This window comes from Mycobacterium sp. 3-98, assembly GCF_035918355.1.
GTDB classification, from domain to species: Bacteria; Actinomycetota; Actinomycetes; order Mycobacteriales; family Mycobacteriaceae; genus Mycobacterium; species Mycobacterium intracellulare.
Genome location: NZ_CP142360.1, coordinates 5,074,527 through 5,092,142 on the forward strand (window position 1 = coordinate 5,074,527; position 17,616 = coordinate 5,092,142).

20 protein-coding genes are annotated in these 17,616 nt (G+C 66.4%); 10 read left to right on the forward strand and 10 right to left on the reverse strand.

Going from position 1 to position 17,616, the window contains the following annotated elements; translation table 11 throughout:
- Positions 1–924: an NAD-dependent epimerase/dehydratase family protein gene (locus tag QGN30_RS23740; protein ID WP_038535048.1), complete on the reverse strand. Its 924-nt coding sequence runs from the start codon at positions 922–924 to the stop codon at positions 1–3.
- A gap of 106 nt (positions 925–1,030) precedes the next feature.
- Between QGN30_RS23740 and QGN30_RS23745 the strand changes: the two genes are divergently transcribed.
- From QGN30_RS23745 to QGN30_RS23775, 7 genes are all read left to right on the forward strand, one after another.
- On the forward strand, positions 1,031–1,354 hold the full coding sequence (locus QGN30_RS23745; protein WP_014383854.1) for a hypothetical protein: 324 nt from the start codon (positions 1,031–1,033) through the stop codon (positions 1,352–1,354).
- 114 nt (positions 1,355–1,468) lie between these two features.
- Positions 1,469–3,124, forward strand: a complete 1,656-nt coding sequence (locus QGN30_RS23750; RefSeq protein WP_248923498.1) for a thiolase C-terminal domain-containing protein — start codon at positions 1,469–1,471, stop codon at positions 3,122–3,124.
- A gap of 52 nt (positions 3,125–3,176) precedes the next feature.
- Entirely contained in the window at positions 3,177–4,139 is a 963-nt protein-coding gene (locus QGN30_RS23755) for an alpha/beta hydrolase (RefSeq protein WP_248923497.1), read from the forward strand.
- On the forward strand, positions 4,139–4,954 hold the full coding sequence (locus QGN30_RS23760; protein ID WP_009952161.1) for an NAD(P)-dependent oxidoreductase: 816 nt from the start codon (positions 4,139–4,141) through the stop codon (positions 4,952–4,954). The genes QGN30_RS23755 and QGN30_RS23760 overlap by 1 nt, the downstream gene beginning before the upstream one ends.
- 38 nt (positions 4,955–4,992) lie before the next feature.
- Positions 4,993–5,751: an NAD(P)-dependent oxidoreductase gene (locus QGN30_RS23765; RefSeq protein ID WP_014381827.1), complete on the forward strand. Its 759-nt coding sequence runs from the start codon at positions 4,993–4,995 to the stop codon at positions 5,749–5,751.
- A gap of 112 nt (positions 5,752–5,863) precedes the next feature.
- Positions 5,864–7,069, forward strand: coding sequence for a cytochrome P450 (locus QGN30_RS23770; RefSeq protein ID WP_009952165.1), 1,206 nt, complete (start codon positions 5,864–5,866; stop codon positions 7,067–7,069).
- 12 nt (positions 7,070–7,081) lie between these two features.
- Entirely contained in the window at positions 7,082–7,282 is a 201-nt protein-coding gene (locus tag QGN30_RS23775) for a ferredoxin (RefSeq protein WP_007777398.1), read from the forward strand.
- Between the two features lie 3 nt (positions 7,283–7,285).
- Here QGN30_RS23775 and QGN30_RS23780 read toward each other — a convergent pair whose 3' ends face one another.
- From QGN30_RS23780 to QGN30_RS23820, 9 genes are all read right to left on the reverse strand, one after another.
- Positions 7,286–7,519 (reverse strand): DUF1330 domain-containing protein, encoded by a 234-nt coding sequence (locus QGN30_RS23780; RefSeq protein WP_230487555.1) that lies wholly within the window; start codon positions 7,517–7,519, stop codon positions 7,286–7,288.
- A gap of 81 nt (positions 7,520–7,600) precedes the next feature.
- A complete protein-coding gene (locus QGN30_RS23785; protein ID WP_008253680.1) occupies positions 7,601–7,789 on the reverse strand; it encodes a ferredoxin in 189 nt (62 codons plus the stop codon).
- On the reverse strand, positions 7,786–9,060 hold the full coding sequence (locus tag QGN30_RS23790; protein ID WP_014379176.1) for a cytochrome P450: 1,275 nt from the start codon (positions 9,058–9,060) through the stop codon (positions 7,786–7,788). Before QGN30_RS23790 ends, QGN30_RS23785 begins: the two co-directional genes overlap by 4 nt.
- Positions 9,061–9,212: 152 nt before the next feature.
- Positions 9,213–9,731: a hypothetical protein gene (locus QGN30_RS23795; protein WP_326565819.1), complete on the reverse strand. Its 519-nt coding sequence runs from the start codon at positions 9,729–9,731 to the stop codon at positions 9,213–9,215.
- Positions 9,728–10,342 carry a TetR/AcrR family transcriptional regulator gene (locus tag QGN30_RS23800; RefSeq protein ID WP_067165411.1) on the reverse strand — a complete coding sequence of 205 codons (615 nt, stop codon included), beginning with the start codon at positions 10,340–10,342 and terminating at the stop codon, positions 9,728–9,730. The genes QGN30_RS23795 and QGN30_RS23800 overlap by 4 nt, the downstream gene beginning before the upstream one ends.
- Before the next feature lie 123 nt (positions 10,343–10,465).
- Positions 10,466–11,620, reverse strand: a complete 1,155-nt coding sequence (locus tag QGN30_RS23805) for a thiolase family protein (RefSeq protein ID WP_326565823.1) — start codon at positions 11,618–11,620, stop codon at positions 10,466–10,468.
- A 4-nt stretch (positions 11,621–11,624) separates the two neighbouring features.
- Positions 11,625–12,467: an enoyl-CoA hydratase/isomerase family protein gene (locus QGN30_RS23810; protein ID WP_326565825.1), complete on the reverse strand. Its 843-nt coding sequence runs from the start codon at positions 12,465–12,467 to the stop codon at positions 11,625–11,627.
- 59 nt (positions 12,468–12,526) lie between these two features.
- Positions 12,527–13,693 (reverse strand): acyl-CoA dehydrogenase family protein, encoded by a 1,167-nt coding sequence (locus QGN30_RS23815; RefSeq protein ID WP_067165421.1) that lies wholly within the window; start codon positions 13,691–13,693, stop codon positions 12,527–12,529.
- 93 nt (positions 13,694–13,786) lie between these two features.
- Positions 13,787–15,085 (reverse strand): amidohydrolase family protein, encoded by a 1,299-nt coding sequence (locus QGN30_RS23820; RefSeq protein WP_067165661.1) that lies wholly within the window; start codon positions 15,083–15,085, stop codon positions 13,787–13,789.
- A gap of 398 nt (positions 15,086–15,483) precedes the next feature.
- On the opposite strand from QGN30_RS23820, the gene QGN30_RS23825 reads away from it, so the two are divergent.
- The 3 genes from QGN30_RS23825 to QGN30_RS23835 are packed head-to-tail and all read left to right on the forward strand — an operon-like array spanning position 15,484 to position 17,616.
- The gene (locus QGN30_RS23825; RefSeq protein ID WP_326565829.1) at positions 15,484–16,017 is read left to right on the forward strand and encodes a carboxymuconolactone decarboxylase family protein; all 534 of its coding nucleotides are present in this window, start codon (positions 15,484–15,486) and stop codon (positions 16,015–16,017) included.
- A gap of 14 nt (positions 16,018–16,031) precedes the next feature.
- Positions 16,032–17,309 (forward strand): aromatic ring-hydroxylating oxygenase subunit alpha, encoded by a 1,278-nt coding sequence (locus tag QGN30_RS23830; RefSeq protein ID WP_326565831.1) that lies wholly within the window; start codon positions 16,032–16,034, stop codon positions 17,307–17,309.
- On the forward strand, positions 17,293–17,616 hold the full coding sequence (locus QGN30_RS23835) for a hypothetical protein (RefSeq protein ID WP_095576547.1): 324 nt from the start codon (positions 17,293–17,295) through the stop codon (positions 17,614–17,616). Before QGN30_RS23830 ends, QGN30_RS23835 begins: the two co-directional genes overlap by 17 nt.

The following is a 17,616-nucleotide window of genomic DNA, read 5'->3' on the forward strand; positions in this document are numbered from 1 at the left end:
TCACCCTCGCGTCGAATCGTGCTGGGGCAGCGCTATTTCGGGATGACGGGCTGCAATCATGCGGCGGAAGCCCTCGCGCCACGGCACCTTCGTGCGGCCGAGCACCTCGTGCATGTGGGTGACGTCCGGCCACAGCGGCGTGTGCGCGTCGGGCGTGTATTCGAAGTTGGGCTCGACACCGATCAGCTCACCCATGAACGTGCAGTAATCCTCGACGCTGACCGTTTCACTGCCGGCCCAGTTCACCACGACCGGCGGCGTCGCGGCCACTTCCATGGCGCGGATGCCGAGTTCCACGTAGTCGTCCTCATAGATCGGGTTGTAGTTGTTCGGCTTGTCGGGATGCAGTCGAATGGGCTTGCCCGCCAGCATCGCATCGAGGCGGTCGGCGGGCGCACCGCCCTGCGGCCCGTACGTCGAACAGATCCGGATGATGGTCAGCGGAATGCGAAAATGCCTGGCGATCCACGTGCAGACCGCCTCTGCCGCAACCTTGGAGAAGCTGTAGTTGGCGCGCAGCGGCACCCCAGGCGGGTCGGCCTCGGTCAATGGGCGCTGTCCCTGGTACGCGTAAATCGAGCCGGTCGAGCACAACACGAAGCCCTTGGCGGCGCGGCAGTGATACAGCAATTCGCCCGACATCTGCGCATTGGTTTCGACGCAGCGGCCCCAGTCGTCCGCGCCGGGGTCGACCGCCGCGTGAAAGACGTAGCTGAAATCCTCGGGGAGACCGGAGAACTCGCCGGCGCCGACGTCCAGCGCGACGGGTTTGATGCCGGCCTCGACGAGTTTTCCCCGCGCCGTCGCATCTTTCAGGCGCGCGGCGCCCCACACCTCGTTTCCCGCTGCCACCAGGGCGCGCGCGATGGGAAACGCGATCTTGCCCGTCGCCCCGGTGATCAGGATCTTCTCCGCTACGAGCAACCAGGCCTCCGAATGTTAAGTACTTGATATCGCGCTTGGAGCATAGCGCCCGACGCAATAAGCTGAAACCCGCCAACGTCGGAAAGGCCCCAACAGGAGGCCCACCATGCAGTGGTTTGTTCGTCGTTTGACCACCGGCATCGCGCTCGCCGTCGCGGCGATGGCGGTCGGGGTGATCGCGACTCCGGCGATCGCCTCCGCGGAGTGCGATCGCAACATGTCGTGGAATCGGACGACCGAAGAGTGCAAACCGCCGCCGCCACTGCCGGACTGGTACACCGCTCCGCCGGACTACGCGCCGGAGTTTGCGGCGCAGGACGTGCCACCGCCGCCTCCGCCGCGGCCATGGTGGTCACCGAACGAACCGATGTGGAACGCCGGCTTTCACCAATGGGGTACCTATTTCACCGGCACCTGGGTCCCGTACTGACGGCACCCGTGCGATACGTGCGGTCTAGATCGTGCCTGCGCGCAAGTGATAACGTGATTCTCCGATTCGTATAACGGCCCTACCGAATTGGTCGTGCGACGCACCGGAGGTGACGTGTCAGCAGCACCCGGCCGCCCATTGCCCCTGGTCACGCCCGAGAACGAGTTCTTCTGGACCTCGGGTGCCGACGGAAAGCTACGGCTGCAGGAATGCAAGAGCTGCGAATCGCTGATCCACCCGCCCGCGCCGGTATGCCGGTACTGCCGCTCATTGGATGTCGGGGTCCGGGCCGTCTCGGGCAGGGCGACCCTCGCGGGATTCACCATCAACCGCCGGTTCAGCCTGCCCGGCTTGCCGGCGCCGTACGTGATCGCCCAGGTCGCGATCGATGAAGACCCCCGGGTTCGGCTGACCACCAACATCGTGGAATGCGATCCCGACGAGCTCGAACTCGGCCAACAGGTCGAGGTCGTCTTCGAGCAGGCCGAGGACGTGTGGTTTCCGCTGTTCCGGCCCGTCTCCGGCGCCGAGCCCGGCCGGCTGCCGGTCGACGAGATCGCGCCCGAGCGCTTCGGCGAATACGTCCGGCCCATGCTCACCACGGAGAAGTTCGAAGACAAGGTCGCCCTCACCGGAATCGGCATGTCGCCCATCGGGCGTCGGCTGATGCAGCCGCCGCTGGCGCTGACCGTGCAGGCCTGTGAGGCGGCGATCGCCGACGCCGGCCTGACGTTCGCCGACATCGACGGCCTGTCCACCTACCCCGGCGCGATCAACGTCGGCGGCTTCGGGGAGGGCGGCGTCACCGCCCTGGAGGCCGCGTTGGGCATCCGGCCGACATGGCACAACGGCGCCATGGAGACGTTCGGCCCGGGTGGCTCGGTGATCGCCGCGATGCTCGCCGTCGCGTGCGGGTTGGCGCGTCACGTGCTGTGCTTCCGGACGCTGTGGGAAGCCACCCACGGTGAGCTGATGAAGCAGGGCAAGATCGCCCCGTCCATGGGCCGAATGTCGGGCTGGCAGATGCCATTCGGCGCGACCTCTGCGGCACACACCCTGGCGATGAACGCGCAGCGGCATTTTCAGCGTTACGGCACCACCAAGGAGACGCTGGGCTGGATCGCGTTGAACCAGCGAGCCAACGCCGAACTCAACCCGACCGCGATCTACCGCTCCCCGATGACGATGGAGGACTACCTCGACGCGCGGCCGATCACTACTCCCTTCGGCCTCTACGACTGCGACGTGCCGTGCGACGGCGCGATCGCCGTCATCGTCTCCGCCGCCGACGCCGCCCGCGACCTGGCCAAGCCGCCCGTGCTCGTGGAGGCCGTGGGAACCCAGATCGTCGAGCGAATCGATTGGGACCAAAGCACGCTCACGCACGAACCGCAGGTACTGGGCCAGGCGGCGCACGTCTGGACGCGGACCTCGCTGCGTCCCGCCGACGTGGACGTGGCCGAGCTGTATGACGGGTTCACCATGAACTGCCTGTCCTGGATCGAGGCGCTCGGATTCTGCGGGATCGGTGAGGCCAGGGAATTCCTGGACGGCGGCAAGAACATTGCCCGCGACGGCCAGCTTCCGCTCAACACACACGGCGGCCAGCTTTCGCACGGCCGCACCCACGGCATGGGTCTGCTGCATGAGGCCGTCGCCCAGCTGCGCGGCGAGGCCGGTGACCGGCAGGTCGCGGATGCCCGCGTCGGCGTCGTCAGCAGCGGCGGCCTCACTCCCAGCGGCGTGATCCTGCTGCGAGCGGACCGGTGAGTCCCGCCGCGCCGGCGACGATGCAAAGCGAAGCGATGAGGAGGAGCGGCGCATGAGTGCCCAGCCCCGCCCTCGACTCGTCATCGTCGACGGGGTGCCGATGTCGGCCATTGTCGCCGAAGCCGCCGACCCGAAGGCCGTGATCGTGGCCATCCACGGCGGCGGCACCACCGCCGTCTACTTCGATTGCCCCGGCCACCCGTCGTCCTCACTGTTACGCAGCGGCGCCGCAGCGGGATTCACCGTCGTCGCTCTCGACCGGCCCGGCTATGGCAGCTCGGCCCCCTATCCGGAGGCGATGGCGCAACCCGAGCAACGAGTCGACCTGGCGTACGGGGCGGTGGATCGCATCCTCGCGCAGAAGCCGCGCGGCGCCGGGCTGTTTCTGATGGGCCATTCGGGCGGCTGCGAACTCGTCATGCGGATGGCGGCCGACGGGCGCGGCGCGGATCTGCTCGGGATCGAACTGGCCGGGACCGGCCGGCACTATCACCCCGCGGCCCGCGACATCCTGAAGACGGCGACGCGCGAACGTCGTCCCGCGGGACTGCGTGACCTGTTGTGGCAGCCCGAAAGCCTTTATCCGCCCGAGGTTCTCAACGGCGCGACGGTCTCCCCCACCGCCCCGTCCTACGAGGACCAGATGGTGTCGAACTGGGCGCGCCAGGATTTCCCGGCGCTCGCCCCCGCCATACGCGTGCCGGTGCGGTTCAGCATCGCCGAGCACGAAAAGGTGTGGCAGAACGACACTTCGGCGATGGACGAGATTGCGGAGCTGTTCTCCACGACACCGCGGTTCAGCGTTCATCGGCAACCCGATGCGGGACACAACATCAGCCTCGGGCACACGGCGCCCGCTTACCACGCCACGGTTCTGGCGTTCGCGGACGAATGCGTGAGGGCCCGGTCGGATTCGTCCGACTCGCCGAACGTGACAGCACAGTCACCGTCGGGCCCGAACGTGACTGAGGTGTCACGGTCGGCCGATGACGAAGCCGATTTGGAGGCCGGTTGATGCGCGTCGGGTTCATCGGGTTGGGCAGTCAGGGCGGGCCCATGGCGCGGCGCATCGCCGAGGGCGGCTACGCCACCACGCTGTGGGCGCGCCGGCCCGCGACGCTCGAGGCGTTCGCCGACACCCCGGCACAGATCGCCGGTTCGCCGGCCGAACTCGCCGCGGCCAGTGACCTGGTCTGCCTCTGTGTCGTCGGCGACGCCGACATCGACGAACTCACCGGCGGCGAAGGCGGATTGCTCTCGGCGATGAAGCCGGGCGGCATCATCGCGGTGCACAGCACGGTGCACCCCGAGACGTGCCGAGAACTGGCGAAGCGGGCTGGGGCGGTCGGTGTTTCGATCGTCGATGCGCCGGTGAGCGGGGGCGGCGGAGCGGCGGCGGAAGGTCGCCTGCTGGTGATGGCCGGCGGTGACACCGAGGCCGTCGAACGCTGCCGCCCGGTCTTCGAAACCTATGCCGATCCGGTGGTTCATCTCGGCGAGCTGGGTTCGGGGCAGACCACCAAGCTGCTCAACAACTTGCTGTTCACCGCCAACCTCGCCACGGCGGCGACGGCCTTGTCGCTGGCGGACGCGCTGGGTGTCACCCCGGAGCGTCTCACCGAGGTCGTCTCCCGCAGCAGTGGAAACAGCTTTGCGCTCAATGCTCTTGGCGGCATCGGCGGGCTGGATCGGCTGGCCGGTGTCGCCGGGGGGCTGCTGCAGAAGGACGTCCGGCTGGTCGTCGACCTTGCCGACCAGGCCGGGGCCGACGGCGGCGCCGTGCTCGCGGCGGCCGATGCGGCGCTGACGCTGATGGAGCACCCCCGTTGAGGGTCGGATTCGTCGGCGCGGGGCGGATGGGTGGCCCCATGGTCGGTCGTCTGGTCGCGGCCGGTCACGACGTCCACGCCCTGGGACGCACCGCCGAAAAGCGCCGCGAGCTCGAGCAACTGGGCGCGCGCGTCGTCGCGGAGGCCGCCGACGCCGGCGCGCACGCCGACGTGGTGGTGCTCTGCGTGTTCACCGACGAACAGGTGCGCCGCGTGTGCCTGGACGGCGGATTGCTACCGGACATGCCGTCGGGATCGGCACTGGTGGTGCACACCACCGTCAGCCCCAACACCATCGAGGCCATCGCCGCGCGCGCCGATCACGTCGACGTCGTCGACGCCGCGGTCAGCGGTGGCCCGCACGACATCGCGGCCGGCCGGCTCACCCTGTTCGTGGGCGGGGCCGAGCCGGCGGTGGACCGGGTACGACCGCTGCTGGGTTGCTACGGCGATCCGGTCCTGCACGTCGGGCCCGCCGGCGCCGGCCAGAAGGTGAAACTGGTCAACAACGCCCTCTTCGCGGGGCAGATCGGGCTGCTCGCGGAAGCCATCAGGCTGGGCGAACGCCTCGGCGTGCCCGAATCGACGTTGCTGAGCGCCCTGGGCCATGGCAGCGCGACCAGTCGCGTGCTGGACCTCGTCGCGGCGGGCGGGTCCGTCGCGTCGTTCATCGAGGTAATCGGCGACTTCGTCGGCAAGGACGTGGCCGTGGTGCGCGATGTCGCGGCGGAACTGGGTAGCGACCTGGGCGCGCTGGATGACGTCATCACGGCGATCGACACCGCGAAGATGGTTTGAGATGCCAGCGTTTTGGTCTTTCCGGTTCGTCACGAAGGTATTACCGTTAGCGTTACAGTCGGGGACTCCGCTGTAAAGGTTTCAGCCCGACCTCGCCGCTGAGGAGGATTCAGTGACAAAAGCGAAAGTCGTCTTCGATCCATACTCCGAGGACTACTTCAACAACCCGTACGACATCTATCGGCGGATGCGCGAGGACGCGCCCCTGTATTACGACGAAAAAGAGGACTTCTACGCGTTGACCCGCCATGAAGACGTGGCGGCCGCGTTCAAAGACTTCGAGACGTACTCGTCGGCACGCGGCTGCGACCTGGCGATGGTGCGGCGGGGCATTGCCCCCGAGCAGAAGTCGATCATCTTCATGGACCCACCAGAGCACCGCCACATGCGCAGCCTGCTCAACAAGGCGTTCACCCCCCGGGCGATCCAATCGCAGCGCGAGACGATCATCGAGGTGATCGACAAGTATCTGGGCGCGGTCGACCCCGACAACTTCGACGTCGTGCAGGACTTCTCCGGGCCGTTCCCGGTGGAGGTCATCACCCGGATGGCCGGTGTGCCCGAGGAATACCGCCAGCAGGTCCGGCACTGGATCGACACCAGCCTGCACCACGAGCCGGGCCAGATCGAGGTCAGCGAGGCCGGCGTGCAGGCCAACATCGACACGGCGATGTACTACTTCAGCCTGGTCCAGGAACGGCGCCAGGAGCCGCAGGACGACATGATCAGCCGGCTGATCGCCGCCGAGATTCCCGGCGAAGGCGGGCAGCTGCGCAAGCTCGACGACATCGAGATCTGCGGGTTCGCAACCCTTCTGGGCGGCGCGGGCGCGGAGACCGTCACCAAACTGATGGGCAACGCCGCGGTGATCTTCGCCAATCACCCCGACCAGTGGCAGAAGCTGCAGGAGGACCGCGACAAGATCCCCGGGGCGGTCGAAGAACTCCTGCGCTACGAGGGGCCGGTGCAATACAACGTCCGCTACACCCTCAAAGAGGCCCACGTCAGCGGCGGCGTCATTCCGGCGGGCAAACCCGTGTTCCTGTGCGGAGCCGCGGCCAACCGCGACCCGGATGCCTTCACCAACGCCGACACGTTCGACATCGAGCGCGATCACACCGAGGCGCAGCACCTCGGACTCGGGTACGGCATCCACAGTTGCCTGGGCGCCGCGTTGGCCCGCCTGGAGAGCAGGATCGCGCTGGAGCGGCTGCTCGACTTCATGCCGCGCTACGAGGTCGACTTGGCCGGGTGCAAACGGGTGACCATGCAAAACGTGGCGGGCTGGAAGAACGTGCCCGTCAAGGTGCTTCGTTAAAAGGGGGCCACGATGACGAAGAAGATCGAAGTCGACTGGGGACTCTGCGAGAGCAACGGTGTCTGCATGGGCATCAACCCGGACATCTTCGAGCTCGGCGACGACGACATGCTGACCGTCCACCAAGAGGAAGTCACCCCGGAGAACGAGGCGGACGTGCGCGAGGCCGTCCGTCAATGCCCTCGGCAGGCAATCTCCATCGTCGGTGAGTAGCGATCAGAATCCGGAGAGGATGACCGCGTTGCAGTCGGCGGCCTGCTGGCGCAGCTTCGCCGCCTTTTGGTAGCCCTCGGATTCGTACCAGGCCCGGGCGGCATCCACCGATTCGAATTCCAGGACGACGGTTTGGTCGCCGTGCCAGTCGCCCTCAATGACTTTGGGCGCGGTGTCCACCGCGAGAATGGTGGCCCCGCTCATCGCCGATCCGGCCGCCTGGGCGTACGCCTTCATGCCCTCCGGGTCCTTGATCGCCTCGGTCAGGATGACATAACCTTTTGCCACGCCGAATCTCCTTGCCTGCCTGTGGATTAGTTACTTCTCGCTGATCGCCTGCTCGGGACAACACTGGATGGCTTCCCGGGCGTCGGCCTCCAATTCCGTTGGGACGTCGGAATCTATCGCTTCGGCGTAGCCGTCGTCGGTCAGGCTGAACACGTCGGGACACAGCGTCAAGCACATCCCATGACCGCGGCACCGCTGATCGTCCACCCAGACCTTCATGCGAGCGTGAACTCCAGGTGCAGTTCGGTCAGACCGCGCAGGATATACGTCGGAACATATTGGTAGCGACGGTTATTCGCCGGGCCGTGCTTGTCCTCGTTGATCCTGATGTCGGTCGTGCGGTCGAGCAGCCGCTCGAGCGCCACCCGCGTTTCGGCCCGCGCCAGCGGCGCGCCCGGGCAGCTGTGAATTCCGCGGCCGAAGGAGATGTGCTGTCGGGCGTTCTTGCGGGCCGGGTCGAACGTGGCGGGGTCCTCGAAGCGACGCGGGTCGCGGTTGGCGGCCGCCTGCACGATCATCACGGTGCTACCCGCGGGCAGGTCGACCCCACCGACATTGGCCGGCACCCGGTTCATCCGGAAGTCGCCCTTGACCGGGCTCTCGTGGCGCAGGGACTCTTCGATGAAGTTGGGGATCAGGCTGCGGTCCTTGCGCAACTGCGCCTGGACGTCGGGCCGCTCCCCCAGCGTCTGCAGCGCGGCACCGAGCAGCCGCACGGTGGTCTCCTGGCCCGCCGAGAAGACGTTGGCCGCCACGCGCGCCACGTCCTCGACCTCGGGGATCGAGCCGTCGGGGAAGGTGGCGGTCGCCAGGCCGGTCAGCACGTCGTCGCGGGGCTCGCGGCGACGGTCCCGCACGTAGTCGGAGAACAGGCCGTAGAGGAATTCCAGCGGGCTGTGGGCCAGCGATTCCTTGCCGGTGCCGCCGACGCCGCCACCCGAGTGCTCGCGGATGCCCTTGACGAATTTGTCGCGGTCTTCCATGGGCACGCCCAGCAGGTCGGCGATCACCAACAGCGTGAAGGGGCCGGCGAAGCCCTTGATCCATTCGCCGTGACCGGGCGCCAGGAACTCGTCGAGCGCCTGGTCGGCCAGCGCCCACATCGCGTCCTCGTTCTCCTTGAGGCGCTTGGGGGTGATCAGCCGCATCAGCAGGGAGCGGTGGTTGGTGTGGGTCGGCGGGTCGAGCGTGGGCAGCTGGTCGCTGAAGGGCAGTTCGTCGCGGTGCCGCTCGATGAGCTCGGTGACGTCGTCGCCCTCGAGCGGCACCGGAAAGCCGGGGAACGGCCCGGTCACGGAGATGCACGACGACCACGTCTCGGCGTCGTTGAGCACCGCGCACGCCTCGTCCCAGCCGGTGATCATCGTGACGTCGTGATGGCTTTCCCGCGTGACGGGGCACCGCTGGCGCAGCGCCTCGTAGTAGGGGTACGGGTCCGCGATGAGCTCGCTGCCGCGGAAGAAGTCCAACTCGGAGAATTCCTTCGTCATCTCCTGCTCCTTGAATCTCGGCTAGTGAGAACGTGCCTCTCGCAGATGAGCATTACATTTCCATAGGGCGCGGTGGTCGTCAACGCGGGGTCCCGTCCGCGCGCCGAGACGGGCGGCACGTCGAGCCGTCGTGCGGGCCCCGGCACGCCGAATCAGCTGGCGGGCACCAGATCGGCGGCGACCGACGGCCACGCCAAAAGACCGCTCCGAAAGGTCTCGACGTGCCCCACGGGAAGCTGCGGGGCACCCGCGGCATTCGACGCGGCCGCCAGGGCCTGCGCCTTGAACGTCTGGGCGGCCATGCTCAGCTGGTGTTGCACCAGTCCGACGCTTTCGTCGAGTTCGGACGGCCAGTTCTCGCCCCACAGCGTCACCTCGGTGACGCCGTGATCGAGGGCCTGCAGCACGCCCTGGCGCACCCGCGGGTCGCAGCCGAACAGGTCGGCCGCCGCCGCCAGGGCCTGCGGGCGGGGCCGCGATTGCGCCGACGTGAGGGCGTCCTCGAGGTCGATCACCCGGGCGCCGACGATCTGCAGGGGCCGGACGTCGGGGTGGTCGGCGACCAGGACGGTGACGTCCCATCCCGCCATCGACCGGTCGAAGATCCAGCCGCCGGCGAATCGCACCACGTCGATGACGGTGGCGGCGACGATGTCGAGCCGGTATCTCATGTCGTCGCGGGTCTCTTCGTGGGCGCGAAGTCCCGCGCCAGTGTCTCGGCGTACTGCTTGAACACCTCGGGTAGCGGTATCGAAGGATCGAGCAACCATGTGGTTTCCATTCCGTGGACGAAGGCGAGGATTTCCACTGCCTTGACGGCGGGGTCGATGTCGTCGCGGTACCGGCCATCGGCCTGACCGCGACGGATGAGGTCGGCAACGATGTCGGTCGCGGCGCGGTGGCGGGCCAGCATCCGGTCGTGCAGCGGTGCCTCGGGAAGGATGTTCTCCACCAGCAGCACCGTGAACGTGCCCACCAGCTCGGGGGCGCGGTGGAACCGGTCGGCGACCTGGGTGATCTGGTCGAAAAGGTCGCCGGTCCGGTCCGCGTGGGTGTCGTCGTCGAGGTCGCGCGCGTCGAGCACGGCGTGCAGCAGCTGCTCCTTCGATTCGAAGTGATGCAGCAGCCCCGCCGGGGTCACGCCGGCTTCACCGGCGATCTGGGCGAGCGTCGTGCTGCGCCAACCGTTGCGGGTCAGGAGGCGCTGGGCGACGTCGAGGATCCGCTGCTTGCGGTCCTCGCCCTTGGCGAGAAGCGTGTCGTAACGCCGTGCGACGGCCAACCGGACTCCCTGAAGCGACTGGTGCGATCGGTGAGCTGAACCAACCTAGTGAACACACAGTAGGTTAGTTTGACCGCTGTGACAAGGGTCACCGGGGGTGGCTTTTCGTGAGTGGGGTCGCTGCTAGCCGACGAGCTCGACCAGCGTCGCGTTGGCGGTCCCGCCGCCCTCGCACATGGTCTGCAGCCCGTACCGAATCCCGTTGTCGCGCATGTGGTGCGCCATGCGGGTCATCAGCACGGCACCCGAGGCGCCGAGCGGGTGGCCCAGCGCGATGGCGCCGCCCAGCGGGTTCATCCGGGCGGGGTCCGTACCGGTTTCCGCCAGCCACGCCAGCGGGACGGGCGCGAAGGCCTCGTTGACCTCGAACACGCCCACGTCCGACAGCGCGACGCCGGCCTTGCTGAGCACCTTCTCGGTCGCCGGAATGGGGCCGGTGAGCATGAGCACCGGATCCGCCCCGGTGACCGCGCCCGCCACGTACCGCACGATCGGGGTCAAACCCAGCTCGACCGCCATCTCGGCGGTGGTCACCAGTAGCGCGGCGGCCCCGTCGGAGATCTGCGAGGAATTGCCGGCGTGGATCACGCCGTCCTCGGCGAAGGCGGGCTTGAGCGCGGCCAGCTTTTCCACGCTGCTTCCGCGCCGAACGCCCTCGTCGGCGGCCACCACGTTGTTCTCGGCCCCTTCGGCGAACACCGGCACAATCTGGTCGGTGAACGCGCCGGCGTCCTGGGCCGCGGCCGCCCGCTCGTGGGACTCGACGCTGTACTCGTCGAGCCGGGTGCGGGAGAAGCCCCACTTTTTGGCGATCATCTCCGCAGACAGCCCCTGGTTGAAGGAGAAATCGTCATAGCGGGCAAGCACTTTCGGGCCATAAGGCATGCCGGAGGCGCGCGCCGAGCCCAGGGGGACGCGGCTCATGACCTCGACACCGCCGGCCACGACGACATCCTGCTGGCCCGACATCACCGCCTGTACGGCGAAGTCCAGCGCCTGCTGGCTGGAACCGCAGGCGCGGTTGACGGTGGTGCCGGGAATGCTTTCCGGCCAGCCGGCGGCTAACACGGCGTAACGGCCGATGTTGCTGGACTGGTCGCCCACCTGGGAGACACAGCCCCACACCACGTCGTCGATGATCTCGGGGCCGATGCCGGTGCGTTCCACGAGTTCGTTGAGGACGACCGCGGACAGATCGGCGGCGTGCATGCCCGAAAGCGCGCCGTTGCGCTTGCCGACGGCGGTGCGCACGGCGTCGACGATGACTGTTTCACGCATATCTCTACTCCGATTGTTTCTCGCCCGAATCCGGTTCCACGCCGGATTTTGCTAGGGCCCACCGACCAGTAAACGACGGCTCCCGCCGTTCGGCGAAAGCGGCATAGGCCGCCGCGGCGTCCGCGGTGGCGAAGTTGACTCCCTGCGCGCGGGCCTCGTTGGCCAGCGCGTCACGCAAGGTGCGGTCGGCGCCCTCGTTCAGCAACGCTTTGGTGTGGGCCAACGCGATCGGCGGCCCGGCCGCGAGCCGGTTGGCGAGATCCGTGACGAAGGCGTCGATCTCCGCGGCCGACACAACCCAGGTCACCAGGTTCAGCGCGCACGCCTCTTCGGCATCGATCGTGTCCGCCAGCAAGGCGAGCCGCTTCGCCTGTTGCAGGCCAACGATTTTGGGTAGCAGCCAGGAGCCACCGAGATCGATCGACAGCCCACGCTTCGAAAAGATCTGACAGAACGTCGATTCCGGGGTTGCGACCACCAAGTCACAACCCAGCGCGAGATTCCATCCGGCCCCGACGGCCACCCCGGTCACCTTGGCGACCGTCGGAATCGAAAGCTCGTGCAAGGCCAGCGCGACGTCGGTCAGGCGCTGCAACTTGTATTTCGGGTGGATGTCCTCGGGCACCGAGATGTCGGCCCCCGAGCAGAAGCTGCCCCCGGATCCGGTGAGCACGAGTGCGCGCACGCTCTGATCACGACCGGCGGCATCGAGTGCGTCGCGCAGGGCAACCCACAATTCCGGGTTGATCGCGTTCTTGCGCCGCGGCCGGTTCAGCGTGAGAGTGCGCACCCCGTCATGGTCGTGCGACAGCAACAACGGGCCGTCGGCCCCAAAAGCGGAAGTCATCGGTGTCGAGCGTGCGTCACATCACCACGCCGCCGTCGACCGGCGGCACCCGCCCGGCATCAGTAGCTCCTCGGCAGCTTCAAAACGTTGGCTCCGAGGAAATTCAAGATCATCTCCTGGCTGACCGGCGCGATCTTCATCAACCGGGCTTCACGGAAGTAGCGGGTGATGTGGTACTCCTCCGCGTAACCCATGCCGCCGTGAGTTTGCAACGCCCGGTCCGCGGCGGTGAAGCCGGCATCGGCGCACAGGTACTTGGCCGTATTGGCCTCGCGCCCACAGGATTTGCCGTTGTCATACAGCCAGGTGGCCTTGCGCAACATCAGCTCGGCGGCATCGAGCCGGGCCAGGGAATCGGCGAGCGGGAACTGCAGGCCCTGGTTCATTCCGATGGGGCGGCCGAAGACCTCGCGCTCGTTACCGTATTTCACCGCCTTCTCCAGAGCCACCCGGCCGATGCCGAGCGCCTCGGCGGCGATCAGCATCCGCTCCGGGTTCAAGCCGTCAAGGATGTACTGAAATCCCTTGCCCTCCTCGCCGACCCGGTCCTCGACCGGCACCTCGAGGTTGTCGATGAACAGTTCGTTGGAGCTGACGGCGTTGCGACCCATCTTGCGGATCGGGCGGATGTCCACCCGGCTCCGGTCAAGGTCGGTGAGGAACAGCGTCATCCCGTCGGTCTTCTTGGTGACCTCGTCATAGCTCTGCGTCCGGGTCAGCAACAGGATCTTGTCGGATTCCATCGCCTTGGAGATCCACACCTTGCGGCCGTTGACGATGTAGCGATCGCCGTCGCGCTTGGCGAACGTCGTGATGCGGGAAGTATCAAGCCCCGCACCGGGTTCGGTCACGCCGAAGCAGACGTGCACCTCACCGGTCGCGACCGCGGGCAGCGTGCGGGCCTTGAGTTCATCGGAGCCGTGCACCACCACGGGCTGCATGCCGAAGATGGACAGGTGGATCGCGCTGGCCGCGTTCATGGCGCCGCCGGACTTGGCGACCTCCTCGAGCAGGATGGTCGCTTCGGTGATTCCCAGGCCGTGGCCGCCGTATTCGGTGGGGATGGTCATTCCCAACCAGCCGCCGTCGGCGATGGCGCGGTAGAACTCGGTGGGGAATTCGTGCGCCTGGTCTTTTTCCATCCAGTACTGGTCGTCGAACTTGCGCGCCAATTCCGCAACCGACCGACGGATCAATTCCTGGTCATCGGTCAGCTCAAAGTTCATTCCACCCACGGGTGGCACCTTTCTTCAGCGCGAGCAGACGCAGAATCGCACGATACCGTCCAAACGATGCGATTCTGCGTCTGCTCGCCCGGCTTAGTCCTTGTTGCCGCTAAGCGCTTTGGCGTTGGCCGCGAAATCCGCGAAGGACGAGCCGCCTCGGCCGTCCTTTTCGTGGCCCTGGGCCTTGATGGACACGTCGTGCCCCTCGGCGGCCTTGCGCAGCGCACCAACGGTCGCCTGTTCGCGCGAAATGTGCGTGAACGGGTCGAACGAGTACCAGCGCATGGCGTTCTCGTAGGTCATCTTGTTGATCTCGTCGTCGGGAACGTTGTTGATCGACAAGACATCCCAGAGCTCTTCGGGCGCACCCGGCCACATCGAGTCGCTGTGCGGGTAGTCGGCCTCCCAGCAGATGTTGTCGATGCCGATCATGTTGCGCAGCGCCACGCCGACCTTGTCGCTGATGAAGCAGGTCAGGAAGTGATCGCGGAAAACCTCGCTGGGCAGCTTGCCCTTGAAGTCCTGGTGCGTCCACGCGGAGTGCATCTCGAAGGTCCGGTCGGCGCGCTCCAGGAAGTACGGAATCCAGCCGGTTCCGCCCTCGGACAACGCGATCTTGAGGTCCGGGTACTCCTTGATCGGCCGCGACCACAACAGGTCGGCGGCCGCCTGCACGATGTTCATCGGCTGCAGCGTGATCATCACGTCCATCGGCGCATCCGGCGCGGTGATGGCCAGCCGCCCCGAGGAACCGATGTGCACGTTCATCACCATGTCGGTGTCCACCAAGGCTTTCCACAGCGGGTTCCAGTACTCGTCGTGGAAGCTGGGATAGCCCATCGCGGCCGGGTTCTCGGTGAAGGTGAGCGCGTGCACACCCTTCTTGGCCACCCGGCGCACCTCGGCGGCGCACGCCTCGGCGTCCCAGATGACCGGTATCGCCATCGGGATGAACCGCGCCGGGTAGGCGCCGCACCACTCGTCGATGTGCCAGTCGTTGTAGGCCTGCACCAGCGCGATCGAGAAGTCATTGTCGTCGGTGGCGAACAGGCGCCCCGCGAAGCCGGGGAACGACGGGAAGCAGATCGAAGCCAGGATGCCGCCGGCGTTCATGTCCTTGACGCGCTCGTCCACGTTGTAACAACCCGGACGGATCTCGTCGAGCCCGGTCGGCTCGATGCCGTACTCCTCTTTCGGCCGGCCGGCCACCGCGTTCAGCGCGACGTTGGGGATGACGGTGTCGCGGAACTTCCACATGTCCGAACCGTCGGCGTTGTGGACCAGCCGCGGCGCGTCGTCCTGATACTTCTTCGCCAAGTGGTTCTTGAACATGTCGGGTGGCTCGACGGTGTGGTCGTCGACGCTGATCAGGATCATGTCTTCTTTGTTCATGGCCGTCCCTTTCGTCGGTTCCACCGAATCGATCACAGCCTCGGCGAATCGCTGTCCCGTGCCAAGATCACTAAAATGAAAACTATCTTCTCGCCAGGCGAGAATCAACATCCATCGGTTGCTGCACCGGCCCGCACCCTCCTGACCAGCGACCGAAGGAACCGGCGGATTCGCCGGCGCCGAGCGTCAATGCCGTGAGGTTGGACTGGCGCGACGCAGCGGCGCGGCGGCGCCGCCCCGATCAGTGAGGACAGCGACCAACCCGACCGCCGCGCAGGCCAGGCGGTGACCCGACCCGGGGTCGCGCGACACGCCGGCATTGACCGGGCGCACGTTTCGTGCCACTCTGTTAGTTGCAAATGAGAATCTGATTCTCTTTCACCGAGAGGACACTGCTGATGCGCTTGCAGCCGCTCCCCGCCGATCAGTGGGACGAGGCTACCCAGCAGGCCCTCTCGGCCATGCGTGAAGCGGACACCAACAACGCGCTGTCCACGCTCGCGCACCACCCCAAGCTGGCCAAGGCCTTTCTCCGATTCAATGTCCACCTGCTGACGTCGTCCACGCTGCCGCCACGCATCCGCGAACTGGCCATCCTGCGGGTGGCCCACCGCCGGCAATGTGCCTACGAGTGGTCCCACCACTTCCGCATGGCCAAGGAAGAAGGGATCACCGAGGACCAGATCGCGGCGGTGCAGCGTGGGGAGGCCCTCGACGAGTTCGACCAAGCCGTCATCACCGGGGTCGACGAGCTCGACGAGAAGTCGGAACTGTCCGACCACACGTGGGCGGCGCTGGGCGAGCGTCTCACCGACCAGCAACGCATGGATTTCGTCTTCACGGTCGGCTGCTACGCCCTGCTGGCCATGGCCTTCAACACTTTCGGCATCCAGCCCGAACACGCCACCCCAGCCGCTACCAACGTCGAATAAGAGGAGTAAGAACGTTGCCGCACTTCCCCAAGCCAGCCGCCGGCAGCTGGACAGAAAACTATCCCGAACTGGGCACCGATCCGGTCGACTACACCGACTCGATCGATCCCGCGTTCTTCGAAGCCGAGCGCGACGCGGTCTTTCGGCGGATGTGGCTGAACGTCGGCAGGGTCAACCGGCTCCCCCGCACCGGCAGCTACTTCACCAGAGAACTGCCGTCGGCCGGCAAGGGCACGTCGGTGATCATCGTCAAGACCAAGGACGGGTCGGTCAGGGCCTATCACAACGTCTGCCGCCACCGCGGAAACAAGCTGGTGTGGAACGACTTTCCCAACGAGGAGACCTCAGGCACCTGCCGGCAGTTCACTTGCAAGTACCACGCCTGGCGCTACAACCTCGATGGTGACCTGACCTTCATCCAGCAGGAAGAAGAGTTCTTCAACGTCGACAAGGGCGACTACGGGCTGGCGCCCGTCCGCTGCGAGGTGTGGGAAGGCTTCATCTTCATCAACTTCGACGACAACGCGGCGCCGCTCACCGATTACCTCGGGCCGCTGGCCAAGAGCATCGAGGGGTACCCCTTCGGCGAGATGACGGAGGCCTACTCCTACCGGGCCGAGGTCGGCAGCAACTGGAAGCTGTTCATCGACGCGTTCGTCGAGTTCTACCACGCGCCGATCCTGCACCAGGGGCAGTACACCAAGGAAGAAGCTGCCAAAATCCAGAAGTTCGGCTACGAGGCGCTGCATTACGAGGTGGCCGGTCCGCACAGCCTGCAGTCGACGTGGGGTGGTCAGTCGCCGCCCCCGGACATGTCCATGGTCAAGCCCATGGACCAGGTGTTGCGCAGCGGGTTGTTCGGCCCGTGGGACAAGCCGGAGATCATCGAAAAGCTCGACCTCCCTTCGGGTGTCAACGTCAAGCGGGTGCCGCAGTGGGGCATCGACTCGTGGCTGTTCTACCCGAACTTCATGCTGCTGATCTGGGAGCCCGGCTGGTACCTGACCTACCACTACTGGCCGACCGCGGTGGACAAGCACATCTTCGAGTCCACGCTGTATTTCGTCCCGCCGCGCGATGCGCGGGAACGCCTGGCCCAGGAGTTGGCCGCGGTGACGTTCAAGGAGTACGCGCTGCAGGACGCCAACACCTTGGAAGCGACCCAGACCATGATCGGCACCCGGGCCGTCAAGGAGTTCCTGCTGTGTGACCAGGAAGTCCTGATCCGCCATCTGCACCACACGACCGCCAACTACGTCAAGGAGTACCAGCGCAATGGCGCTACCGTCTGAATTCGCCGCCCTCGAGCCCTATTTGGATTGGGACCTGGCCACCGAGCCCGAGCGCTACGCCAAGCGGCTCGCCTCGACGATGCCACAGATGCAGGAGTTCTACGACGCCGCGTTCCCGTTACTCAACGACGTGATCGCCTACTGCGACAAGTTTCCGCTGAACGACCTGCCGGATGACGCAAAGACCCTGATGCACATCATGCAATCCTTGGTCATGGTGTCATTCCCGATCGAGGCATGGAAGCAGCCGCGCGTCCCCGACAGCGGCGCGGCGTGGGTGGAAGTGCTTCGGGAGCCGGTGATCTGA